This is a genomic window from Pleionea sp. CnH1-48, from assembly GCF_024124665.1.
Taxonomy (GTDB): domain Bacteria; phylum Pseudomonadota; class Gammaproteobacteria; order Enterobacterales; family Kangiellaceae; genus JAMXSB01.
In genome coordinates, this window is sequence record NZ_JAMXSB010000001.1 from 520,240 (window position 1) to 545,643 (window position 25,404).

Genomic DNA, 25,404 nt, shown 5'->3' on the forward strand with positions numbered 1-25,404 from the left:
CGAAAACTCAGCCAATAGAATGCTGGATCAGATGTTGCCGAATCCAGCGATAAGATGCAGATTTATGTTGTCGTTCATGCCAATAAAGATACAGCTCAAACCGCGGGATCTCAATGGGCAACTCTAATATTGTGATGGCCGCCGTCTTTTGCAGGTACTCAGCAAAAGTCCGTGGCATTGTAAAGATTAATGAAGATCCCGATAGAAAGGCCGGCATTTGAGCAAAGGTCGGCACATACAAACGTATTTGCCGCGACTTACCCATATTAGCCAAAACACGATCTACCGTGGTTTGCATTTGCTCAGCAAAATTAAGTAGTCCATGAGGATAACTAAGAAAGCTCTCTAAATCGAAGGTCGACTGAGTTAAGCCAGATGAAGGATCGACCACAGCAACAAAGTCTTCACTTAATATTTGTTTTCGATGCAATCCCGCCCGCTCATCATCAATACAAATAGCAAAATCGACTTCACCACTCACCAAAGTGTCTAATACCTGCAATGTGCTGGCTTGAATGGAAAAGGTAATCCCCGGCGCCTGCTTTTGAATCACCTTAATCCCCTCTGTCATGAGTGTGACATCCATATCCGTTCCCGCAATGGTAACCCGCTGCTCATAGGTCTCGGGCTCAAAAACATCAGGCTGCCATAGCTGTCTGGCTTCAAATAAAACCTGATTTAACTGCGGCAACATATCCATGGCTTTAGGTGTAAGTTCATAGTGCCCCCCCACTCTAACCAGCAAGGCATCTTCAAACTGCTCTCGCAATCTGGCCAACACACGACTCATGGCAGATTGAGTCATGTTAAGGCGGGTTGCAGCACGACTTACATGCTTTTCTTCGAGTAGCACTTTGAGTGCGGGCAGTAGGTTTAGGTCTTTGTGAGAAGAATTCATCATAAGCTCTCAGATGACTATGAATTTTTAGAATAATAAATATTCACACTATTCATTATACACATACCTAAACTTAAATTACACTAAGGATCCTTAGCCTAATCTTTTACTTTTTGTGAGGAATAACGACGTGAGTCGGTCGTCCACAACCATTCCATTAGCATTGTTACTGCCTATTCTCGCTGCCATGGTAGCGCTGATCCCTTTGTCTATTGACTTGTATTTACCTGCCTTTCCACAAATAGCGGAGCAGCTGAATACGTCAATTACCGACGTGCAAGCAACACTGAGTATCTATTTGATGGGCTATGCAGGTGGAATGTTATTATTTGGCCCACTGACGGATATTTTAGGGCGGCGAAAATTGGCTCTGGGCGGCCTCTTTTGCTTCACCGTGTTCAGCGCCTTACTCGCCCAATCGACCAACATCAACGAATTTACTTTATTACGCTTCGCACAGGCATTTACTGGTACCGCAGCAACGATTACCGTTATGGGAACCATTAAAGATGCATTCGGAAAAGAAACCTCCAAAGGCATCTCTTATGTCAGCATGATTATGATGGTGGCTCCGATGTTGGCTCCCGCCTTAGGAAGCTTCTTGCTGACTCTCTCTTCGTGGCCCATTATTTTTTATAGCCTGACTGGCTACGGCATCGTTATTCTGATTCTTGCGTGGTGTTTTTTACCCGAGTCAACTCAACCGAATAGCCAACCAGACGTCAAGCAACTATGGCAAGGCTACTTTGAGATTTTACGTAATCGCGCCATCCGAAAAGAGCTATTAACTGTCGCTTTAACCGCTGTAATTTTCTTTGGTTACATCACCAGTGTTTCATTTATCTACTTAAAGTTTTTTGGTGTGGATCAAAGCACCTTTAGTATTTTATTTGCTGCGAATGTTGGCTGCCTGATGCTGGCAAACTTCTTTAACACACGTCAGGTAAGTCGCTTTGGCGCCGTCAAGATGGTAAAGATAGGCATTACCGTCGCCAGTATTGCCACACTCTTGTTAGTAATGAGTGTTGTGGTTTTAACAAGCTTTTATTGGTTTGTCGCAGCGTTAGGTTTGTTAATCGGCAGTCTTGGTCTAATTAATGTTAATAGTGATGCTCTGGTTCTAATGAGTACCGACAAAGCCGCCGGAGCAGCAACTTCCACGATAGGCATTTTACGCTTCGGTATGGGAGCTTTAGCAGGCCCATTACTCTCAGTTAGCTTTGATGGAACACTCATCCCTTTTACCGTCTTGATTACAGGCTGTATTATTCTTGTATTGTTGATCCACGGACTCTACCCTGGCTCTAAAAATGTTCTGACTAAAGAAGGATAACGGGTTAAATCAAGCAGGCACACCCAGCAGCATCTATCCCTGCTGGGTCACAACTCTCAATAGAGGCTCATCCACTTCATACTAAAGATGGCGAGCTAAAGTATTCGCCATCCTTGGCACACGATTACTTCAGCTTATCAATCATTAGGGCCTGTTGGTCTTTCATCAACCTTGATAATCTCCCTCAGTATCCAGCAGACTCTTTTATATTGTGCTCCATCTACAGAAAATCTCTCACTTCAAATCGACTTATTAAATACACGACTTTTGGGACAGTCTCGCCTTCATTGATTATTTCTTTTGAATTTGATGAATCTAAATAAAAAGCAAGGTGGCATATTAGACACAACGGGGACTACTCAGGCTTTCGCCAACGTGATACCCTCGGCCCAATAAAAACAACAGAGATAAAAATTATGACTTTAGCTCAATTATTGCTCGCCCTCCCCCTTTTTGTCATGGTGTTCCTGACATTTGTTGTTCTCATTACACTGGCTAGAAAACGTTTTAAAGCCGCTCAAGCAGGAACATTAGATACCACTTTCTATTCTGTTTATCGTGGAGATGCAGAGCCAGATGATATCCGTCAGGTATCAAGAAACCTAACAAACCTATTTGAAACTCCCGTGCTATTTTATGCTGGTGTCATATTGGCTCTGACATTGAATGTTCAATCCTTTCTTTTAGTCGCCTTTGCCTGGCTTTATGTGGTGCTGCGTTGTTTTCACAGCTATATTCACTGCACAAACAATCATGTTAAAAAGCGTTTAAAAATATTTGTCCGAAGCGTATTTGCACTGATGTTTTTCTGGGGGATCTTGTTGGTTCAGCTATTGCTGCAATTTTTTAACAGCGCAGCATTGATCAACTAACAGATAACTAGTGATAACCTTTTAATCATAAAAGGTTATCACTTTCTCCTAACTATATACTGATTTTTCGAACCTCCAAAAAGTCCGTTGCTGGCTGAAAAACCATTTGCTGTTCGGTGATCTGCATAATGACCTTTTCATCAGATAAATACCGGAAACATTGCTCAGCCGTCATAGGTATTTCTCGCTCAAGTAATGATGTTATCCTGCGGTAGCGCCAACAAGAAGTCGATGCAATTACATTAGTTTCATCCACCTCACTTTTTGCTTTCATGATCCGATAATCATTAGTTACTGCTAGCCGTCCATTAACACCCGGTCGCAAAGCATATTTTTTGGGCGTTCTTTCAATAACAAGCATCTGCTCATTGTTAACACCACACACCAATAACAAACAGTCACATGGAATATCCGTTTGCGACAACCACTCAATGGCTTGTTCATAGTCTCGAGCATACTGCAATACATGGCGAATCAACAAAGCAACGGGCAGCTTTCGTCACTGGCGACAGCATTCAAAGTAATACTGAATCGTCCATAAGCAATACCTGACAAGGCACCAATAGCTCCAGGCCAGCCAACAATAGAAAAATCACCCGCAGGATTATTGATAAAGTTGAGTTGTCGTGTAGTACGCGACAAACGCCTCTGATTAGAAAACCAGTCAAGGTTGCGGCCATGAATAGGCCCTGATGGCGTTGCCGCAACAAAGGCAGTACACCCCAAAACCAACTTCACCAGATCGTAATAAAGATTGGCCACCACCAACTCAACCAAAGGGCGCTGAGCAATATCAGCCAAAGCCTCGATCTCAGTCCGGTATTCTTGCGGAACATTTTGAATGTACTCCGCCTGAATTAAATCCAGCAGAGAATCGTCAACAGACAAATCCTGCAAGTAATCATCCAGCAGCGTATTTAAGTCAGCTTTATCCTGTGGTGTCAGATTCCATCTCATATCAGGTTGAGTGCTTAAGTCGATAGTCATCGTAGAAATCATAATAGTAAATTCCTTATATATAGTGCTCGGCAAAGAAATCCTTTCTTTATGAGCGAAAATGAAAATGCATTATAACGTGATATTAAATCTTGTCGAACTTTCGTTGATTACCCTTTATGGATACCTTTTTGAGTCAATAAGCCTGATTTCGCTTCTGTTCATCCTATTCCTCCATGCCTAACTTGAACATCCCTCTATTCCTTCATAAGCTTGATATCGATCTCATCATCAAGAGGCTCTCCCCATGAAGGATAATCATCATTTGCTTAATCGCCGCCAACTGTTAAACAAAGCAGCATTACTCGCGCTGGCAACAACGACTCCCCTTCATGCGCTATCACCAGAGACCCATGCAATTATTACTCGCAGCATACCTTCGAGTGGTGAATCTCTGCCAGTCATAGGTATGGGTTCTTATCAAACTTTCGATGTGTATGATGACGATAAACAACTCCTTAACCTCAAGAAAGTGCTCGCGGCTTTCTTTAAGTATCATGGCCGCCTGGTCGACTCTTCACCTATGTACGGCCAGTCAGAAAGTCGAATTGGCGAGTTGATGGCTACATTGCCAGGCCACAAGCCAATGTTTGCGGCAACAAAAGTATGGACCCATGGCAAGGACCAAGGCATCGCCCAAATGCAGCGATCTTTTAAACGCATGGGAGTGAAACAAATGGATTTAATGCAGATCCACAATCTGAAAGATTGGAAAACGCATATCAAGACATTGCGAGAATGGAAAGAGCAGGGAAAAATTCGCTACCTGGGTATTACCACCTCGTTTCTTCCTCAATATGATGACTTTGAGGCTGTGATGCGAGCGGAACCTCTGGACTTCGTGCAGTTAAATTACAACATTCAAGTTCGCGAAGCTGAGAAACGCCTGTTACCACTAGCATTAGATAACAATATGGCGGTCATCATTAATAAGCCCTACGAAAAAGGACAACTGTTTCGTAAAGTGAAAGGACAGTCCCTACCCCAATGGGCAAAAGAGTTTGATTGTCACAGCTGGGGCCAGTTTTTCCTTAAATTTATCGTGTCGCACCCTGCGGTTACTTGTGCTATTCCTGCAACATCAAAAGTCAAACACATGCTTGATAACATGGGAGCTTGCCGAGGCAAACTCCCCGATCAAAAAACACGGCAACGAATGCAACAATGGTTTGCAAAACTCTAACTGGCCTTTTTATTTGCTAACCATGCCTTAATAACTTTAGTTTCTTTGTCGGCCTTAATGCCCGCCCGTAACTTCTGCTGGCGTTCGGCAGGTAATCCGGTGAACCATTTTTGTGTAGCCAACAAAGTATCTTTAAGCGGTGTTTCTGTTAGCCCGTTGGCGATGGCTTTAGCCGAACTCATGGTGCCTGCTCCGGCATAGTCTCCCACAGAAGGCATCCACACAGGCATTTCTGACCAGGGCTGAACTTCATGTTGCTGCAAAAAGTCATTGGGAACCCACACCAGCTGTGCCTTCGGATTTAACACCTTAACGCACGTATTCAACAACCCCCCCATCGTGTGATGCCGTGCCGCACTTTGTGCGTTATAAACTCCAACGACTTTCTTCTCCAGGCAATACACAATCCAGCGTCCCAGATCACGCACATCAATAAACTGTATAAAACTATTCCCATCGCCGGGTGCCAGAATTTGTCCGCCACGGGCAACGCGCGCAGGCCAATAGGTAAAACGGTCAGTTTTATCACCCGGCCCTACAATCAATCCCGGACGTATATTAGTCACGTGACCCGGCATGGCTGCTTCTGCTGCTTGCTCACAAAGTGCTTTTAGTGGGCCGTAGCTTTGGCCAGTCACTTTCTCCGTGGTTTCATCTTCGATAGTACCGACAGGAGCAGATTCGTCCATGCCGGGCTTATCCCATTGCTTGTAAACAGAAATGGTTGAAATTAACGCGTACTGGCCAACATTTCCTTTGATTGCTGCCATCACATTGTTAACAGCACGAGGATAGTATGCAGAAGTATCAATAACAGCATCCCAACGACGTCCTTTAAGTTGCTTAACGTCATCGGTCAGTCGATCACCCTTAATTTTCTCTAATTCAGGAAACAAATGCGGATTGGTTTTTCCGCGATTAAATAAGGTAACTTTATGACCTTGACTCATCGCATAGCGAACTGTGTGTGGCCCCAAAAAACCGGTACCACCTAAAAATAAAATATTTAAAGGCTTGGTCTTTGCCTTAGGCTTAGCAATCAATGGATAGGCCATACTCGCTGCCCCCGTTGCTGCCATCATCTGAATCAACTGACGTCTTTGCATTATGTTTCTCCTACCATCGGATGTTGAATATTGTTATTTTCTCGCGCTACCGACTGTTGCTTTTTACCTAAAAACCAACCCAGACCGCCCCAAAAAATCGAGACAAAAAATATGACAACAGTCACCGCACCGATTCCCGAAGCAAACACCTGCAACAATTTGTAACCACTGGCACCCAAAGCATCCCCTCCTCGATAAACGAAGGTATCGATAAAGCTTTTCGCTTTATACTTTTGTTGTGTTTCCAAAATGGTAAACAAGGTTTCTCGTGCGGGTTTAAACAAACCGTAATTGGTTGACCGTCGCAACACCTGGAAGGCCATCAAAACCGTTAATGAAGGCACAAGAGCTAAAGCAACAAAGCCAGATAAAATAAGAACAGGCATAGCAACTAATATCACCGCTATGCCCACTCGTTTAATTAAGTGTCCTGAAACAAACAGCTGAAAAAACAAGGTTAATCCATTGACCCACTGATCAATCGTAGCAAACACTTTTGTTCTTTCAGTACGATCACTGCTGAACTGAGAAACTATTTCTGCTTGTTCGAAATAGAGGAAAGTAGACGTCAATGTATAACAAAATAAATAACCAGCGATAGCCAACAGATAAGGCGATGTACATGCATCTTTAATGCCTTCAAACCATGCCAGAACACTCGTTCTTGTTCTGTTACTTTGTATGACTTCTGGCTTTTTATCATCGCGAATATCAAATCGCTTATCGAGCATGACAACGACAAGCACAGCACACTCTAAAAAAATAATAGAAATAATAATAAGCTGTGACTTATCAAAAACACCTATCAACTGTTGAGTAATTGTCGCGCCTAAAAGAGCTCCTAGTGTGCCTCCAATGGCAATCATAGGAAATAGACGTTTGCTTTGCTCCAAACCAAAGCCATCGGCCATAAAACCCCAGAATAAAGACACGATAAACAGATTAAAAACGCTGATCCAAACGTAAAAGACCCGGCCAACTGTAATATCATAAGAAGCAGGGAGATAAGTTAAAGCAAAGAAAAACAACAGTAAGTTAGCGGCAAAAAAGTGATAAGCGAAAGGCAAAAAGACACGACGACGAAACCGGCTTACCAGCGCCCCTAAAAGTGGCGCAGCGATTAACATGACTAACAAAGTGACCATAAACAGCCACGGCAAGTTTTTTACGCCTGCCGCAACGCCCATCTCCTCTCTCACTGGACGCAAAATATAATAAGAGCATAGAACCAGAAAAAAATAGAGTGCCGACAACAGAACCAATTTTAGCTCTTTATCATCTAACTCAAATAGAGGTTTTAAGATATTGCGAGGCACCATTATTATTCTATATCAGGCTAGGTTTATTTCTTTAACCATAAACCTCCTGAATACAAAGTGTAAACTGATGAATGTAAAAGAATGTTTCTTTTATGCTCAATGCCATCGAGCAATGTATCGGATGATTAAGAATAGCAATCAATTAGTAATGATGCTGGTTTCGACTCATTGAATCCTTCAACTCATCTTAGTTTTCTATCGCACCGAGTTTGGCAATAGATAAGTCACTTTGAGAAACCATTTCGAACTTCAGATAATCTCTTGTCGATATGATATAAAATATGATTAACTCAACTCATCCATGAGCAATAAGAATATGTTACAAACCAGTGTGTTAACACAATCACTTCTTGTTACAACGACGACTACCGGAAGTAACTAGATGGAAGAAGCCCTTAGGCTTCAACAGTATCACCCACCTGAAACTCAGCCAGTAATGCTTCAACAAACCCAGCCAAGGTTCGCGTCATTAAGACAAAATCGGCATCCCAGCGAGCCATCTTATCTTCTGAATCAATGTCTTCATTTTCCTTAACGAGCTCATCATCAAACTTAACACTCTTGATCTGCAAATCATGCTGGATAACGGCTTTCAATTCGTCTTGATACTGAATGCCTAACTTGTTAACCCAGTAACCATCATCCAACAAATCACCAATGACCAAATTCTCAGCCTCGTTGTCACGAAAACGGGCGACTCGCTCATCAGCAGGATCTTTTAATTCATACTCGCCAGTTAAACTCCAACCTTCGGGCAGTTCGTCTTTCAACCAGAGGTTCATGATGGTCGCAGGATTTTCATCGCCAGCGATTTTGGCGGCACCTAGCTGCCCCACCGACTCAATCAATAAGCTGATAAAAGTATCGGCCAAAGAATTACTGCCAGCATTAACAATCAAAAAACCGTTTTTAGTATCGATATAGGCGAAACAGTGAGTTGCACGGGTAAAAGCTTTGGGCAACATTAAGGCCAAAATGTCTTCTTTTAACTGCTGCTTTTCTTTTTTGAATACCTGTCTGCCCTGTTGTTCTTCGACTTCAGCAACGCGTTCTTCCAGCGCTTCATTAACAGCACTGGCAGGAATCACTTTTTCTTCTTTGCGCATGCAGAGCAGCAAACAACCATGAGCTTCATAAGTCAATTCATCAAAATGACGATGCAGGGGCGAAATCCAGCCAATGCTTTCTTTGGCCTGACGGGCACAAGATTGAAATCGATGGTTCGCGAGCTTTTCTTCTAACGCTTCCTGTGACAATGAGAACCCGTCAACAAAACGGTAAATGTGTAAGTTACGAAACCACAACGACATAGCCTTTTAACCTTGCTTTTGACTTAAAAAAGGCCGCGTATTATGCGAGATTTGCACTCCGATTGCTATCATTATTTCTGTGTCATCCGTTGGATTCTGACGACTTTTTAGAGCAATAATTATACAGCTGGCTCACAAACTTGAGGCACATCAACAAGTTGATAATCATGTCCTGTCAATTGCAAGAACTTAAGAACATCCTCTTTACCTAACACCACCGTTGCCGTGTTAACCAGTGGGTGACACTGATAAGCATCCGCTTGCCAAATATCACGATCAATCCAAAACTCAACCGCTGACTCCTGATCGTTAAACAAAGCTAACAAAGAGACGCAGCCAGGCTGAATGCCTAAATACTTATGCAGACGTTCTGCTGACGCAAATCCAATGCGAGAGATACTCAGTTGCCTAGACAAAGCTTTTAAATCGACTTTTTTCTCAGGCGAGGTGATCAACAAAAAATGACGACGGCCATAGTTATCACGCAAGAACAAGTTTTTTAACCGCGCACCACTGCGTTCGAGATTTAGCTTGTCAGCATCCTGGCAGGTTGCCAGCGGCGGATGTTCATAGTACTCGAACGGTAACTCATGATGTCGTAAAAAACTCAATAGGGTATCTTGCATTTTTGCTTTAAACTCGCAGACAGTTTTATTTTTAAGCATACCGTTTTTTAACAGTGAAAAATAGAGCTTGCGCAATCAACTCATCAACTTTTCAGCAGATTTAAGACGCCCCATCGAATGGTAAGCCACAGCGGCAATATGACGTCGAATTTGCGGTTCCTCTTCCATGCTTTTAACTTTTCGATGACGTGTCTTGCGTAAAAAGTTAAGCATTTTTTGCGGCATCTGCCGAGTAAAAGGCAACAATAAATCATCGCTATGATACTGCCCGTACTCTAATTCCTGAATAATAATTTTTTCAACAGAGCGGCTTAATAAGCGATACACACTGGACATACACTGTGCCTGTAGCGCCAGACGAATCATTTTGATGTAGGTGTCTCGAGGTAAATGAGCCGTTTGCGCCATTACCCGGGCCAAAACCTGTACCAATTCTGGCCGTTGCTCTAGTTCGGGCAGCGAAACGATCAAGGGCAGTGTTAACTCGGTTAATCCCCAAGGAGCCAATGCATTATTAATCAAGGCTTCAAAATGAACCAACTCGACGGTCAGAATATCTCTCCGAAAATCAGACTCTGCAATCAGAGCAGGAAATTGAAGGTCAATTTGCGCAGGTCCATCATCGTACCAGTGAGATGCCTGTAAACATTCAACTTGCCCGTGATCAACCCGAATGGTATTTAACTTTTGAGCAATTTGATCAATAAATTCGTTGGCATGTAACATGAAATCGTACTTAGCATGGTGACTGTAGTAAAAATAATTAAGTAGACCACCTTCTTTATTGAGTGCTATTAAAACTCGCCCAATCACTCGGTTATTACTGCCTCGAGCAAAAATCACTTGTTTGTTCACATCTGCGGCATTGGCAAATACGGAGAAGAAGTTCATCGCACCAGGACTTAAGCAGGTGTTAAAGTAGCTGCCCATGTTGAAGACCTCAAGTGGATCTTGTTCGATCTTCAAACGAATAAACTCACCTTCATCGGTTTGATACTCATAGAGCTCGTTACCATTTAACCAGTAATCCGTATTAAGCCCTTTCTCTGTCATACGATGTAAAAACGTCTGATTCTGAGGCAGGTCACGCAGATCCCAGGGTTGTTCGGTGAGCCGACGCTCAAGCAATTCAATCGCCAGCTTTTGACACGATCGACTCAGCTTACCCAGTGAAGCTATCAGCTTTAAAACATCGTATCGGTTTTCCCAGTGTGCAATAAAATCATCACTAAACTGTTGACGAAGTGTTGTAAAGAATTGTTCATGAATATCCTTTTTCAAGGCTTCGATCAACTTATGCTGCTTCAACTTGTCGAGTTTTATGAGCAATATATTTAATCGTTGAGGAGATACTTTAGCATCTTCTTTTAAGCGCCGCTCGAGTGATTCTCGTCGTTTTTTCAGATGAGCACCATCTTGGTCAGACAAGGATTTAAGACGCTCATCAATTGCTCTAGCTTCTCTGACAATAGCTGTTTTATCAGGATAATGTTTATTCAGCAAACTGTAGATATTACGCTTGGCGGCAGCATCCAGCGTTAGAATTTCTTCCACTTTGCAACGAATTCTCGGTGGTAGATGTTCATGATCATGACTTTGCTCTACCTCGACCTCTCTTAGTAACGGTAACTTTGCTTCGGCATTAAGGTTACGTGTGAGCGCAAACCATTCAATCGCATCAAATAACAGATTTGAATCATTCGACAAAATAGTATCGGTAAGAAACGATAATTGTTTTTTTGAAGCAAAATGCTCAATGACTTCTTCCCAAAGAGGTTGAGTTTCTTCTATCGCTAACTCATCGAGTTTATCTTTAAGTTGATAGAAACGTTGACAATCGTTGTCGTAAAGCTGCTTGATCACATACAGCTCACCTCTAAAGAAATGAATGTTTTCCTTTTTATGAGCCAATGCATAAGCAACGAGCTCGGCCACTTGTTGAGCACTGTAGCCAGTTTGCAGCAACTCCATTAAAAACCAACGAGAGATAGTTTCCCATACTGGCCCACGGAGTTGATTAATACGTCGCAAACAATCAAAAAAGCTCTCAATCAAGGCGTAGTTATTGAGCTCATTGATCAGTTGATAATCAACAGTTGCATAATGATCCGAATGCCCAGAGTGGCGCCACAAATAAAAGTCTTCACTTCGCTGGCAGTGCTCAAAATGCTCCGCCAACAAGGGCAAATATTTCGCCGTGTTTTTGGGGCTCCATTGCGACAACTGAAAAACACTAATGAGCATTAACAAAGGCGATAACGGACAACAAGGGCGATCAGCCGACTCCATGCAACGAATCGTCGTACGAACAAAGGCCTGATCCTGCTCAACAATATGCAGGATGGCATCCATTAAAGGCTTAGGATAAAGATTGTCTGGACAGCGCTTAATAAAACCGTTGAGTACATGGAGAACACGTTCTTGTTCCATTCCTTCCAGGTGTTCTTGCAATAATCTCTCATTAAGAGGGACAATTTTTTGCTCAACGTTTTGCCACCAGAGTTGCCATTCATCCGTCAGTTTGTTCAGCTGTAGCGCATTAAGCAGCATTAAAATCTTTTTCTGGCTGGATCGACTAGATGCCACCAACGTTTTGATCAGCAGATAAACAAATTGAGCATATTTAAAAGGAGGCTCTTGCGGATAGCTAGCGTCTCGATTAGCAAAATCCTTATAGAAAGCAATAAACTCTACTCCGCCAGCAACTTTAAGCGATAAAATATCCTGCTCAGGATCCAGTAAGTCGAGCAAGGGCTGTATTCGCTTGCCTAAGTCTTTGTAGAGTAGCCATAACTGAAAGCCAATCGTGATATCAGCTCCGGTAAAAATATGTAAGTAAGGAGCAATATCGTTATAGCATTGAATCAAATCATCGGCACTGTCTGGATCGGTCATCGCCCACCAGGCCAAAGCACTGGCATACTCAGATCCATTGCGGCAGTGGTTATTAATCTCTTGAATACGACGCACTTGGCTGGCAGAAAAAATATCGTGCCAATGCTCAGGAAACTCGCCAGGCGCCATCGATTGATGAACACAAGCTTTAATGTCTTCTAACAATAGGCTCAGACGTTGTTCCCACTCGTCTATGTCTCCGACCAGACGCTGTAAAGCTTCAGGGTACTCTCCCTTCAAGGTGTTTATCGCCCGCTGAGTCGCCGCTAACACATTACGGTCAATATCGGCTAAAGGTTGCTCAAGTTCTCCTTGATGAGGACAAAACCACCACTCTTGATGATCAGCCGTAACCGGAAAACCCGACAGCCATTTAAGGCGAGACTCTAACAGTGACTTCGCTCTTTTGGGATGATTATGTTTATTCGAAAATTTCAGTTCATAAGGTTTCATAGGTATAAGTATCGATCAAACTCAGCAAACACCACAGCACTTCGCAAGGCGACGGATATATACAACGTAATGATTCCTGACAGCTAATAGAAGTTCCCTCTAAACGCCGTTATCTACTGCGACTGTGTATCCATTATATGAATTGTCGGCAGCAAGTGTAACAAAGGCAACTCGATGGGTTAAGCCTTTTGGGGTATTTTTGACGAGAGCACTACTTATATACATACCATTATTTAGCACTATCTAGATACCCCTACCCTAATTTGCCTTTTTCAATACCGATGACGGCATTCTTCATGTGAATGGCAGTGGCCAAACGGCATCTAAAGCCCTATCTCTTTCAACCTTTATTCAAAACCTTTGTTGAGTAACAAGCGAAGGAAGGGGTGTCTCAAGACATGCGCTGCAAAGCCATTGCACATTAGCGCAGCAACTTATATTACAAGTGAGCGAATGTTTAAGAGGCACAAAAAAAGCCCTGTTACCAAAAACGATAACAAGGCCTTAGAATTGGGGATAACAAAGCTAAAGCGGGTGCTATGGAACATTTATCCCAAATTGCTGAGGAAATACATTACCACAACGGGGTTCTCTATGCTGAAGAGCAGTAGGGAACTTTACTGTGTGCGTATGGTTCGTGTAGATTCTGCCGCAGATATTCTCGCCATCTTCTTTTCTGCACTTAAAAACGTAAGTCTGATAGCGGTAAGTGTATCCGTCAACGCCGTGACCAACATAACCACATTGACCATTACTGCCTATTTCACGATGCCAGCTCTGCTTGCCAGTATCTTTAATTTCCCACCCCATCTCTTTCACTGCTTCTTCATACTTCTTTTCTACACACTCGTTTGGAAATTCTTTATTGCCTAAAGTTTCAGGCTGAACACCGCCTTTGCCATCAGATTTAAAATAATTAATTAACGTATCGCCTGCGAATGCCCTACTGTGTCCAAAACTAATTGTAGGAGTGACTACACCTGTTTGTCTGTCTCGTATCATAGAAAAAGATAAGCGTCCTCCGTAATAGAAGGGATATCTCATGAGACTTCCAGTGTTCCCCAGACCAAGATTTGCACTGGCGTTTGTACCAAATACCTGAACACCGACACTAGCATTCGCCACTTCAAGTTTATCGCTATATTCCTCGGCTTTATCCCACATGTGTCTATTTACTTTTTGCGTGGCATTGCCATTGAAGTAATCGAATACATGGTCCTTATTAGGGTTGCAGCTTGAGGAGTTTGTTGATTCTTTTTCTGCTGGTGGTTGGTTATGAGGATTGTTAATTAGTGCCTCTATGAATTCATTACCCGCCACGATAACCATGTCTATGCGTCTTATTACATCTACATCAGAAGCACTCAAGGCCCATGCTTTTATTACCGACGGCGAGCCATAAGAGTCAATACTCCCTGAAAGCTTGAAGCCCTTATCAAAACCATCTCCAGTATAAACAAGCCACAGTTCAGCATAGACCACGCCACCGTCGTCACTGCATGTGTTATTCACATAGGTACACCCTAAGCCTGTGTATTGCTGCTTTAGGTATTGCTTGAATAGAGAGGTGACTTGTTCTTCCGTACAGCCAACGCAAGCTTTATTTAATGGCTTTTCCAAAGCGAATGTGAAAGAAGTGAAAAGGAAGGCGACTGCTATTATTAGTTTTCTCATTATTACAACGTATCCATTAGTTGTTAATTCCTATAGTCAGCTCTTAGTATCCATTGGCTGACTACGCGCTAATGCTAGCTAGCAGGCTAATTTTAGAGAGAGAGGGAGGAATGAGATCAACGCTCGCTCACCTTTGTATCGCAAATTGAGCAGATACAGTAGGTTGACCCTTAGTATCTCTAAAAGTAGTCTTTTAGGCAGTTTACTAAGAGAGAACAACATGAGTTTAATTAATTTTATTAACAATCCTTGAACTATAAGTATTTCAGGTGGAATTATTGTTTACGCTCTGACCGCTGCTATATCCCAGTTCCGTGCAAAACGAAATAAAAAGAAACTGTAAGAATTGCCAATCGAGAGATTATGCTGACAATGAAAGCTTGAGTACCCGAAGAGGAAGTTTTTAATTTAGAAATAATACGACACTTAATCAAAGCTACTGCAAAACGATATAACTTAGATGAGTCGTTAATCTACTCTGTTGACCGGTTAGTGTCAGATTTAATCAAAGAAATAATGGACTCTTCCTTTTCTTCCTATGGAAGCGAAGACAGCCGGGGAAATAAAGCCTTTGGAATGGGATAAAGTAGGCAGCTGGAGTCTTAACATGTATCCAAACATTTTTCTTGGACTGGTTGCAATGTTCACCATGCTCTCTTCCTTCTCAAAGAATGTTGCTATTAATCCAACGCAATTATTATCTGCGCTTGCCTCGGCAGTGAGTGGCGTGGCTTTGGTAATAGTATTCTCTTTTATTGTAAGAAGAATTATAGAGAAGGCGCGTGAAGAAGATGAGCATAATACTAAGTAAAGTAATACCTATAGTACTTCATATAGTAATTCTTATAGCAGGTAGAAGATACTTCGTTCACTTCTATATGGAGGAAAATTAAGTGACGCATCTTTCCCCGTTTGTTTTGTTGCAGAAATCCGAGAACCCAATTAATCAATAAGGCAGCCTCAAACTCCCCCATAAGCCCCTAAAGCTGCTCCTAACACCTCTCTTTTGGCTGCTCAGGGGTGCTACAGTGGGTTGTTCTAACGTAACTCATTGATATTAAACACGGGGGAGTTGACTATATCAATTGGTCCCTATATTTTCCTCATTTGTTTACTTGTGCGTCTGCAAGTATCTGTTTTTTATTTGTTTTGGTGGCTCCATATAGTACACCTTTTGTACCATCATATAGATTTGCGCTCCATAAAATCTCTATAAACCGCACAGAGAAGAGATGGCGTTAAGTCTGCTCATTCGCTACTACGGCCTAGCAAGCTCTACAGTCGCTATATCTGTTTCCCTTAATTTCCACTCAATCCTTCTTGCGGTGTTCTGTTTTTTGTTACTGTTGGAACAATCCTAGAGGTGAGAGAATACAGTGAACAACGCTGCCACCTGAAAGCGACGGCTTATTAGCCAAAGTATTTCGAATGGCACCTAGGCGACCAGCGAACGAATCCCCCGAGCTTAGATCAACTAAGTGACTGGGGGGAGTGAGCGCAGTCAACAGCGCTGCCATTTCAAAGCGACGGCTTATTAGCCAAAGTATTTCGAATGACACCTAGGCGACCAGCGAACGAATCCCCTGAGCTTAGATCAACTAAGTGACTGGGGTGAGTGAGCGCAGTCAACAACGGTGTCATTTGAAAGACGACGGCTAAATTGTTTGTAAAATGGTATACTCGCATGATGAACCAAAACCTATCCACTAAATGCTTTTTGCTGACTCGTCACTGGAACGATCATCCTGTTTCTCGAAAGACGAATCAATTGCAGCTCGACTTTTGGGCGGTGAGTGATCGTGGCCCTATTCGAGTCATCTACCCACAACAAAAAGCCGTCTTTTTTATTGAGCAGGATCAATTAAAAGACGTTAGTCAGTGTTTGCAATCTTCGTTGCCCATCAACAGTTGGCAATCACGGCCCTTAGAGTTAGTGAGTTTTACTCATCAGCCGATCACGGCCATTTATTTTAATGAACAACGCCACCTGTACTTTGCTCGTCGCTTGTTACGTGATCAAGGGTTACAACCGCTAGAGGCGGATATACAACCAACGGATCGTTTTTTGATGGAGCGGTTTATTACGGGTTCTTTTCAAATACAGGGTGACTTGATAGAAAAACCTGGATACTGGGAGTGTGTTGCGCCCACGATTATTCCAGAGACATACCAGCCATCTTATTGTGTTGTATCCATTGATATAGAAACGGATATGCGCGGTGAGCAACTTTATTCCATCGGTTTAAGTACTCATTATTTCGGCACGCCAAAAAAAGCAAACTCTGATTCTCAGACCTCTTCTGAGCTTCCAGCCTCCTGTGTCATGATGATTGGCCGCCCTAACCCGAACAACAAAAAAGAGGATGATCTTGCGATCGTTTGGTGTGATAACGAGCACCATTTGCTACGAACTTTTTTGCATTGGTTAGAACATATTGATCCCGACATTATGATCGGTTGGAATGTCGTGAACTTTGATTTTCGCGTCCTGCAAAAAGCCGCAGATCGTTTAAAAGTTCCATTCACTATTGGTCGAGGGCAAACACAACCGGAATGGCGACAAACACGCGATAATTCTCAACACCATACTCTATTAATAGAAGGGCGACTGGTACTTGATGGCATCGATACCTTGCGTTCTGCTACTTATAACTTCGAAAGCTTCTCGCTGCAAAATGTGGCGAATGAAGTATTAGATCGCGGTAAGCTCATTCACAATGTGGATGACAGAGGTCAAGAAATTACTCGGCTATTTCATCACGACAAAGAAGCCCTTGCCGCCTACAATCTGGAAGACTGCAAACTGGTGTGGGATATTTTTGAACGCACTCAACTGCTAGAGTTTGCTATCGAACGGGCGCAATTGACGGGATTAGCCATGGACCGCTTTGGTGGTTCCGTTGCCTCTTTCGATAATCGTTATTTACCACGCTTGCATCGCGCTGGTTTTATTGCGCCGAATGTTCCAACTCATCCCGAAGATATAGGCAGTCCGGGCGGTTACGTGATGGACTCGTTTCCGGGTATTTATCATCATGTGTTGGTGCTCGATTTCAAAAGTCTGTATCCCAGTATTATTCGCACCTTTAAGATTGATCCTCTCGCTCTTGTGTGTGGTGTTGCAGACGAGCCTCACCAAGCCATTAAAAATCGCGAAGAAACTCAGGTAGAAAATACAGAACAGTTGGTTGCTGGCTACAACGGCGCTCTGTTTAGTAAAGAAAAAGCGCTACTTCCGGATATTATTGGCGAGCTATGGCAAGCGAGAGACGTGGCTAAGCAGCAAAAAAACGCAGCAATGTCACAAGCCATCAAAATACTAATGAATTCTTTTTATGGTGTGCTCGGAACGCCTGGGTGTCGTTTTTTTGATTTTCGCCTGCCCAGCTCAATCACCTTACGTGGGCACTTTATTTTATACACGACACAAAAGTTGATAGAAGAACAGGGTTACAAAGTCATCTATGGCGACACGGACTCGGTCTTTGTTTGGCTAAAGGGGTATCATCCTAAGATCGATAGTAGCTCGATACGGTCTATCGGCGAAGAGCTTGCTGATACACTCAATGCCTGGTGGAAAAACTACCTGACCGAGACTTATAACATCGACAGTTACTTAGAGATCGAGTTTGAAACACACTTCCAGCAGTTTGTAATGCCGACCATTCGTGGTTCAGAAAAAGGCACTAAAAAACGCTATGCCGGATTAGCTGTAAAACCCGATCAAGAACCGGAACTGGTATTTAAAGGGCTGGAAACGGTGCGCACCGACTGGACGATGATAGCCAGAGAATTTCAACGCGAACTTTATCGCCGAGTCTTTTTTAACGAAGCTTACGAAGAATACATTATCCAAATTGTTGAGGCGATACGTAACGGCGAACACGATGAACAGCTGATTTACCGCAAGCGTATTCGTCGACGTCTGAATGAATATCAAAAAAATGTGCCTCCTCATGTACAAGCAGCACGAATCGCAGAACAACACCGTTCTAACACAGGACAACCTTCACGTTATCAAAACGGCGGTTGGATACAATACTATCTAACAGTTAACGGCCCAGAACCTCTTGAATGCAGAAGATCTCAGCTGGATTATGATCTTTATATAGAACGACAGATAGAACCCATCTGTGATGGAATTTTGCACTTCCTTGATACTTCTTTTCGACAGATTACCGATCGTCAAATCGATTTGTTTGGATAAGCTACCCTTGAGGTACATCGGGTAAGAAAGGATAGTCAGCGTAGCCCGCCGCAGCACGATTAGCAAACCACTGATTGTTGCCATCAGGATCACTGCCCCCCACCACAATATTATTGGTTATAGTAGCGGCTGGCATACCGGATGCGGCTAGCAGAGTATCAAAGCCAACCCGTTCAAGAATAATAATGTTGTTATCTATTAAAATAGAATTAGTGGTATGGGTTACGCCTTCTAAACCGATTCCGATGGCCTGACTGTTTGAACTATTGGGTCCTTGTTCCAATACATTATTACGAATAACAACAACACCGCCATTAGAAATATCGAGCAAGCGGCTATCGACACCATCCAGCGAAGCCACAACGCTCGACTCAATGGTCGTTCGTGCTGCCCGACTTTTGATTTCGTGGCCCTCGCTCTTAGACGATAAAATATGACTGCCACGAACAATTAACTCTCCCGCATTCACATAAATAGCATGAGCTAAACCATTTAAGCCCAAACGTTCGAATCGACTGTTTTCAATTAATATCAAACCGCCTGAGTCAACCGCGGTTAAAATGCCTTGCTCACTGTCACGAAAATGAACGTTATTTAAGGTAAGCCCCTGCCCTTCAAAACGAATACAGGCACCATTGTCATTCACGCTGATATTGGCACACTCAATACCTTCGATGCGAGTGTTCGTACCTTTGATCACCAAAGCGGCCTTTCCTTCTACATGACCGCCATTTAGAAATCCGTTTGCCCCATCAATAGTGACATTATCTGCGCGTAAACTCGCTCCAGTGCTCCACTCACCATTGATGGTAATGGTAGAGCCGTCTTGCGCGGCATCAAAAGCGGGCTGTAGCTGAGCAAAACTGCAATTGCCGTCAACACAAACAGACTTGGGTGTAACAGCGGTCGTCGCACTGGCGGTCGTCGGTGCGGAAGCATTTCCAGCCGCATCATAAGCCTCAAGACGATAAGCATATAAGGTATTGGCAGTTAGCTGAGTGTCGCTGTATGACAATATCGCTGCAGATACAATCTCAACATTATCCCGCATCAGGCGGTACCCGGTAACCGCCACATTATCTTGGCTCGCCTGCCAGTTTAAATCGATTTGAGTGTCTGAGATGGCGGCAGCAACAAACTGACCTGGCGTCGTTGGCGGCTCATTGTCAGCGACCTGGCCATCGGATTCATCGTCATCATCTGCAGACTGACAACCACTATCATCAGGAAAATCGATAGCGCCATCCGAATCGTTGTCGATGCCATCATTACACTGAGTCGCTGCGAAAGTCGTAGCCTGAGCTACAGCAGAACGAGACGAGGCATTATTCGCTCCATCAAACGCTTCGACTGCATATTGATAGGTGGTGCTGGCCACCAACCCTGTATCAGAAAATTGCGTCGAAACCACCGTCGTTAACAAAGCATTGTCTCGATAAATTCGATAGCCTGTAACCGCCACATTATCTTGACTGGCATCCCAGCGAAGCGAGATCTCCGACCATGAAGATGCCGTCGCCATTACATTAGCTGGCGTTGTCGGCGCTTCGGTATCGCTAACCGCTGGTTCAGAACTGTTTTTTGAGCATCCTGTCAGTAGGATTAACCCGATCAAAAACCACTCTAACCGCTTCATCACATGCACCATCCATTAATGAGAAGTTTCCCAGTCATTATATGATATCAGAGATAAAATGATGAGTTCTAAAGTAAAATCGCCAATCTCAAATCAATATAAATCTAATAAAACCATAAAGTTAAAGCACTTTGACAAAAAATCGAAAATCTTTTTAAACCCTTTTTAAACCCTTTTGTCACTTCATGCGACTAACCAATAAACCAACAGTATAAAAAATAGGAAGCCTCATGAATCTACGTCAATCAACAGGAATCGCACTGTCATTAACGGCAGGCTTATTATCTTTGAATGCCTTTGCAGATGTTCACGATGTCATTAACAAGCAATTTGACTTCAGCCCCACAGGTAACATCATCCTGCAAAATGTTAATGGAAACGTAGAGATAACCTCGTGTGATTGTAGCGAAGTTAGCTTAAGAGCGGATGTAAAAGCATCGGATCAAGAAAGAAGAGACAGTGTTAAAGTTCAGATTGATGCCTCAGAGGATCGCCTAAAAATTAAAACCAAGCATAAAAAAGATCGCAGCTACAACAGTGGTTACGTTAAAGTAAGTTACACATTAACGGTACCTAAAAGCGTTAACTTAAAAAGCATCGATCTGGTTAACGGTGATCTCAATATCGAAGGCGTCACCGGAAAATTAAATGCCAATCTGGTCAATGGCGAAATCACAACAGACAGTCACACCTCTGATGTTAATGTTAGAACTGTTAACGGTGCTATCGATGTTTCGTTCAAAAATGTTAGCGACGTTCAAAGTATTGAATTAAGCTCAGTCAATGGTTCACTTGAGCTCACGCTCCCTAATAATGCCAATGCCCGTATCGATGCTCAAACGGTTAGCGGTTCTATCGACAACGACTTTGGTATTTACGTAAAGAAAGGTAAATACGTAGGCTCGAGCATGAGTGGTGAAGTGGGTTCTGGCGGCGCTTCTATTGACCTGGAAAATGTAAATGGCAGCATTCGCGTTAAAAGTCGCTAATAAACATAGCAACTCAATTTACTAGCACTCACCAAGGGCCAGCATTAGCAGGCCCTTTCTATTTAACCAATCGTTACTGACAAGAAAACACATCCGAAAGAGAACAAAATTGAGGATAAGGGAATTGTCCACATTCGGCTGGTGTTGGAGGCACTATATTCTGTTCACCTGCCCTCGCCACCGAAAATCGAGTCATCCCCTCTCCCCACATTAGCAAAAAAGATGTTTCAATAAACCTTCCATCGCTCGCCAATGTAGGCAAGTAGGTGTGATTAGGCATGCTAATAATAGACCAGATTGCCTCTTCAATTTTCAGTAACTCTTCACCTAAGGTTTGCTCTTGTTCTAACCAGCTGGTATTTAACATCACCTTTCTAGCTTTAATATTACGAGCATAAGAATCATAGAACTTTACAACACAGTCATCACAAGAGAATCCATCAACATAACTATTAACAAAAACAATAGTCAGGCTTGAGTTAAGCAGAACATCCTCTGCCACTATGTTTTGCACAACGACTTCTTCAGTCTCGTAGGCCAGCTTTGATTCTTCCAATGTTTTTAACGCACCGAGAGCAACCTTTCCACTTTCATCTCGTAGTAGAGACCGCATGGAGTCAGCCACTTTGCTGGTTATCTTTTCATTGGCTGCAAGATTAGATAAAGACGCAATAACAGAAGGATTCGGCTCGCTGAAAAATGTTTTATCATGGCTTACGGAGAGCGACATCTTCTTACCCTCTTTATCGGTATCTTTACATTCAGGAAAGTCATATAAAAAAGACGCGGGGGCTTTTTTCCTAGCTCCACTATCAAGCTGCTTTCTAAATTCCTCGGTCATCGACAAGCTTAATAGTTCATTTTGAATACTGAGCGAATCACCTTGTAACTTAAGCTGCTGGGTCTGTTCTTCAATTTTACGGATCTGCTCAAAGACAAGCACTGTACCAGCAAATGCCGCAAAGGCTAATAACAATGCGATACTGGTTTGTAGTACCCATTTATACAAGGTTGACCAACTATACCAGGCAACAACTACCTGACTTAATTCCTTTGTCGAGTCCAATGACTTATCAACATCTTTATCGATAACACCTTTAATCACTTCGGATGAAAGTTCCAGAATACTCGTCATGTCTTTTTTGACGGTCAGGCCTAGCTTTTTCATGATGCTATCGCCCCAGAACAGAGCAATAAAAAGAACGAGTAAAATAGTAAAAACCACCCCAAATATCATCGAGGCTATATCAGCGGCCCTTTCTTCAACTAGTGAGATGACACCATAAGCAATAGGAATGGTTAATATAGCGGCAATAAATACACCTAACCAAAAGCTTAAATGCTTAATCATCGATAGCATCCTCCAGATTATTATTTTTTTGTTGGAGAGAACGAGACTAAACAATACAACAGCTAAGGTTCAAAAGAAAAGAGTTGATAAAATAATATACGTATTGCATAAACAAAGGGCGGTCAAGCCGCCCTTTTATGTCGATATTTTCGACTAAAACATGCAAAGCTTCTTAGATGGGATAGGAAACTTCACTCTCACACCTAACAACTTAAACGACTTGTTCATGCTGGGAGTGTTAAAGCAACCATTAAGGTCAAGATTACCAGAGATAGTATTTAAACTATCCGTTTTACAAGTTTGCTTGCTTGGCAATCCCTTTATTTTTACTTTAGCACAGTACTTTACTTTCAAGTTAGATGTATGCTCGGCAGATACTTGAAGTCCATTAACTTTAGCGCGGTAGTTTCCACCACCATAGATTTTAAATGTTTGCCATTTAATTAACTTAGAACCACCTAGAGACAAATCTCCAGTACTTAGGCCATTATTCGCAATATAGCTAGAGAACTTCTGGGCAAATTTGCTGGCAGAGGAGTAGTTCAAAGTGTTCATTGCAAACTGTTTACCCTTGTTACCATATTTTGCTACAGCATTCTTTACCTGAACTCCAGTCTCTTTTAACTCGACCGTCGCTTGCTCTACAGTACCATTCGTCATATCAATCGTTTGATTAGCCGCTGAGGTTAATGTATTTGCAGCATTAACGGCAGTATTTCCTGCCACCTGAATGGATTCGTTCGCAACATTAACAATACCAGAGATAGGAATAATAGAGCTATCGATGGATTTACATAAATCAAACGATACATTACCCAGACTGTAGCCACCGACACTCACACTGCTGCCAGTATCAATGGTTGTTTTACAGGTGCTGTCGTCAACTTCCAGTTTAAAGCCGATATCAGAGCCTTTGTAACCAAAACGACCTTTCATCTTCATACCATCTTTAAAACCAGGCGTATTGAAATGGATATTTTGGTAGCCTTTTAAGATGTATCCGTTGTGTGACAAATCCGCTTTCATAAAAGCGTCAAAACTGGAAATCTTAGAGTCATCAATTTCTACATGACCATAAGATTGTACTTCTGGCGTTTGCATGCCTTTCATTAATTTAGCAATCATATTCCCGGCAGCACCGCCAGTAAAAGCTTCAACACTTTCTGCCCAGTAAGAAAAGGACTTTTGTGCCGTATTAAAATTAACAGAGCCTTTACCTAACGTCATGGCAAACTTCAAGCCAGCGTACTGTCCCAGGTCCAGTTTTAGTGCGCCGTTACCAGCAACCGCAGTATCACTGACCATTTCTGTTAACTTGTTCGTAATTTTGTTGGCTATTCCTTGTCCGCCGCCTAAACCATCACCATTGGCGTCATAATTCACATTGAACATACCATCGATAGAAATCGGATAAGGCTGAAGCTTAATGGTTCCACCAACAACCACATGACCAGTTTGTGTAAATTTGGTTGAATCAAAATTATCACTTTTTATCCAGTGATCAGAATCCCAGCTCGCACCTTGCCATTCACTACCATTCCACAATGGATAGTCGGCTGCATATCCTAAACGTCCGTGATACGACAAACCTTGTGCTTTTAGCTGAACTGGACTGGATTTTAACGCGCCTTTAGTAAAGAAATCTGTTTCGAAATAATAAAGAGGATCATTCCAATCCAGCACAAACTTTAAGCTGGCTGAATTACTGCCAAAGGAGGCTTCAATGGAATCGGTTAAATTCACTTTCCCACCATCAGTGGCCGACATATCAAAAAATGCCATAATACGATTTTCAGGAAGGCCGACCGCAATATTCGCATAATCATTAAGAATAGCGCCTTTAGCCACCGCAAATGCAAAACGGCTTGCACTGGTATTGTCAGTTAACCAGCTAGAACCATCAAAACCCAGATTGGGAATTTGACGTAACTCGCCAAAAAACTCACCGTTGCTGGCTACGATCAACTGATAAGTGTTAATCGTGTTAGCAATAACCGGGGTTTGATCACCAGCGACAGGGTCAAGCTCAACTGAACCTTCACACTGATAATAAGTCGCATTGCTGGAATACTGCTCAGAAATATCTAACCATCCATTATGACAAGTTAAATCCACTTTAAAGGCGTCTAATTGGTATCGAATGGTGTCGCCAGTTTTGTTCAGCGATTTTGATGATGCTGCCGTTAAGGTATCAAGCATGGCATCTTTCAGCTCCTCCGAACCGAGCTGGAAAGCAGGCGCGGCATAACCTGATAAGGTACCGAGTGCCAAAGAAACTGCAATGGCAGATTTTATTGTGTGGTTGCGCTTTTGGGTGTCCATAAATTTCTCCAATAATTATGTCAACGTTTCTAAATGACTCAACCAAGAAAGCGAAAACAGATTCAAAATCCCCTCATAAAAAATCAAAAAAAATTCGATTCTTGAAAAAGAAATACAATATGAGATTAAAAAGAGGAAAAACGATGACTTTTCATTCAAAAATATCTCATTGGTAATATATCCAGTGTCAGAAAATTGCTGGCCTATGGAGCGACTGATAAAATAACCTCGACT

General features: G+C 42.6%; 18 protein-coding genes. 6 read left to right on the top strand and 12 right to left on the bottom strand.

Annotated elements, in window-relative coordinates; translation table 11 throughout:
* Nucleotides 1–7 precede the first annotated feature (7 nt).
* On the bottom strand, nucleotides 8–901 hold the full coding sequence (locus tag NH399_RS02320; protein ID WP_253036803.1) for a LysR family transcriptional regulator: 894 nt from the start codon (nucleotides 899–901) through the stop codon (nucleotides 8–10).
* Between the two features lie 127 nt (nucleotides 902–1,028).
* On the opposite strand from NH399_RS02320, the gene NH399_RS02325 reads away from it, so the two are divergent.
* Both NH399_RS02325 and NH399_RS02330 read left to right on the top strand, forming a co-directional pair.
* Complete coding sequence (locus tag NH399_RS02325) at nucleotides 1,029–2,231, top strand: Bcr/CflA family efflux MFS transporter (protein ID WP_253036804.1); 1,203 nt, start codon at nucleotides 1,029–1,031, stop codon at nucleotides 2,229–2,231.
* A 416-nt stretch (nucleotides 2,232–2,647) separates the two neighbouring features.
* The gene (locus NH399_RS02330) at nucleotides 2,648–3,103 is read left to right on the top strand and encodes an MAPEG family protein (protein WP_253036805.1); all 456 of its coding nucleotides are present in this window, start codon (nucleotides 2,648–2,650) and stop codon (nucleotides 3,101–3,103) included.
* Nucleotides 3,104–3,155: 52 nt separating this feature from the next.
* Here the strand turns inward: NH399_RS02330 and NH399_RS02335 are convergent, their stop codons facing one another.
* Nucleotides 3,156–3,584: a carcinine hydrolase/isopenicillin-N N-acyltransferase family protein gene (locus tag NH399_RS02335; protein ID WP_253036806.1), complete on the bottom strand. Its 429-nt coding sequence runs from the start codon at nucleotides 3,582–3,584 to the stop codon at nucleotides 3,156–3,158.
* Nucleotides 3,578–4,102, bottom strand: a complete 525-nt coding sequence (locus tag NH399_RS02340; RefSeq protein WP_253036807.1) for a hypothetical protein — start codon at nucleotides 4,100–4,102, stop codon at nucleotides 3,578–3,580. The genes NH399_RS02335 and NH399_RS02340 overlap by 7 nt, the downstream gene beginning before the upstream one ends.
* Nucleotides 4,103–4,346: 244 nt before the next feature.
* Here NH399_RS02340 and NH399_RS02345 point away from each other — a divergent pair, with 244 nt between their 5' ends.
* On the top strand, nucleotides 4,347–5,282 hold the full coding sequence (locus tag NH399_RS02345) for an aldo/keto reductase (protein ID WP_253036808.1): 936 nt from the start codon (nucleotides 4,347–4,349) through the stop codon (nucleotides 5,280–5,282).
* Here the strand turns inward: NH399_RS02345 and NH399_RS02350 are convergent.
* The 6 genes from NH399_RS02350 to NH399_RS02375 all read right to left on the bottom strand — a co-directional run bounded on the left by NH399_RS02350 (nucleotide 5,279) and on the right by NH399_RS02375 (nucleotide 14,665).
* A complete protein-coding gene (locus NH399_RS02350) occupies nucleotides 5,279–6,388 on the bottom strand; it encodes an SDR family oxidoreductase (protein ID WP_253036809.1) in 1,110 nt (369 codons plus the stop codon). The genes NH399_RS02345 and NH399_RS02350 overlap by 4 nt on opposite strands.
* Entirely contained in the window at nucleotides 6,388–7,707 is a 1,320-nt protein-coding gene (locus NH399_RS02355; RefSeq protein ID WP_253036810.1) for an NTP/NDP exchange transporter, read from the bottom strand. The genes NH399_RS02350 and NH399_RS02355 overlap by 1 nt, the downstream gene beginning before the upstream one ends.
* Nucleotides 7,708–8,102: 395 nt before the next feature.
* Nucleotides 8,103–9,017, bottom strand: a complete 915-nt coding sequence (locus NH399_RS02360) for a recombination-associated protein RdgC (RefSeq protein WP_253036811.1) — start codon at nucleotides 9,015–9,017, stop codon at nucleotides 8,103–8,105.
* 119 nt (nucleotides 9,018–9,136) lie between these two features.
* Nucleotides 9,137–9,628: a prolyl-tRNA synthetase associated domain-containing protein gene (locus tag NH399_RS02365; RefSeq protein WP_253036812.1), complete on the bottom strand. Its 492-nt coding sequence runs from the start codon at nucleotides 9,626–9,628 to the stop codon at nucleotides 9,137–9,139.
* Nucleotides 9,629–9,718: 90 nt separating this feature from the next.
* On the bottom strand, nucleotides 9,719–12,991 hold the full coding sequence (locus tag NH399_RS02370) for a hypothetical protein (protein WP_253036813.1): 3,273 nt from the start codon (nucleotides 12,989–12,991) through the stop codon (nucleotides 9,719–9,721).
* 537 nt (nucleotides 12,992–13,528) lie between these two features.
* Nucleotides 13,529–14,665 (bottom strand): hypothetical protein, encoded by a 1,137-nt coding sequence (locus NH399_RS02375; RefSeq protein ID WP_253036814.1) that lies wholly within the window; start codon nucleotides 14,663–14,665, stop codon nucleotides 13,529–13,531.
* Nucleotides 14,666–15,272: 607 nt separating this feature from the next.
* Here NH399_RS02375 and NH399_RS02380 point away from each other — a divergent pair.
* Nucleotides 15,273–15,476 carry a hypothetical protein gene (locus NH399_RS02380; RefSeq protein ID WP_253036815.1) on the top strand — a complete coding sequence of 68 codons (204 nt, stop codon included), beginning with the start codon at nucleotides 15,273–15,275 and terminating at the stop codon, nucleotides 15,474–15,476.
* Between the two features lie 873 nt (nucleotides 15,477–16,349).
* Nucleotides 16,350–18,872 carry a DNA polymerase II gene (locus tag NH399_RS02385; RefSeq protein ID WP_253036816.1) on the top strand — a complete coding sequence of 841 codons (2,523 nt, stop codon included), beginning with the start codon at nucleotides 16,350–16,352 and terminating at the stop codon, nucleotides 18,870–18,872.
* A gap of 1 nt (nucleotide 18,873) precedes the next feature.
* Here the strand turns inward: NH399_RS02385 and NH399_RS02390 are convergent, their stop codons facing one another.
* Nucleotides 18,874–20,508, bottom strand: coding sequence for a fibronectin type III domain-containing protein (locus NH399_RS02390; RefSeq protein ID WP_253036817.1), 1,635 nt, complete (start codon nucleotides 20,506–20,508; stop codon nucleotides 18,874–18,876).
* A 230-nt stretch (nucleotides 20,509–20,738) separates the two neighbouring features.
* On the opposite strand from NH399_RS02390, the gene NH399_RS02395 reads away from it, so the two are divergent.
* Nucleotides 20,739–21,497: a DUF4097 family beta strand repeat-containing protein gene (locus NH399_RS02395; protein WP_253036818.1), complete on the top strand. Its 759-nt coding sequence runs from the start codon at nucleotides 20,739–20,741 to the stop codon at nucleotides 21,495–21,497.
* A 73-nt stretch (nucleotides 21,498–21,570) separates the two neighbouring features.
* Here NH399_RS02395 and NH399_RS02400 read toward each other — a convergent pair whose 3' ends face one another.
* Nucleotides 21,571–22,848 (bottom strand): hypothetical protein, encoded by a 1,278-nt coding sequence (locus tag NH399_RS02400; RefSeq protein WP_253036819.1) that lies wholly within the window; start codon nucleotides 22,846–22,848, stop codon nucleotides 21,571–21,573.
* 153 nt (nucleotides 22,849–23,001) lie between these two features.
* Nucleotides 23,002–25,170 carry a hypothetical protein gene (locus NH399_RS02405; protein ID WP_253036820.1) on the bottom strand — a complete coding sequence of 723 codons (2,169 nt, stop codon included), beginning with the start codon at nucleotides 25,168–25,170 and terminating at the stop codon, nucleotides 23,002–23,004.
* Nucleotides 25,171–25,404: the final 234 nt, after the last annotated feature.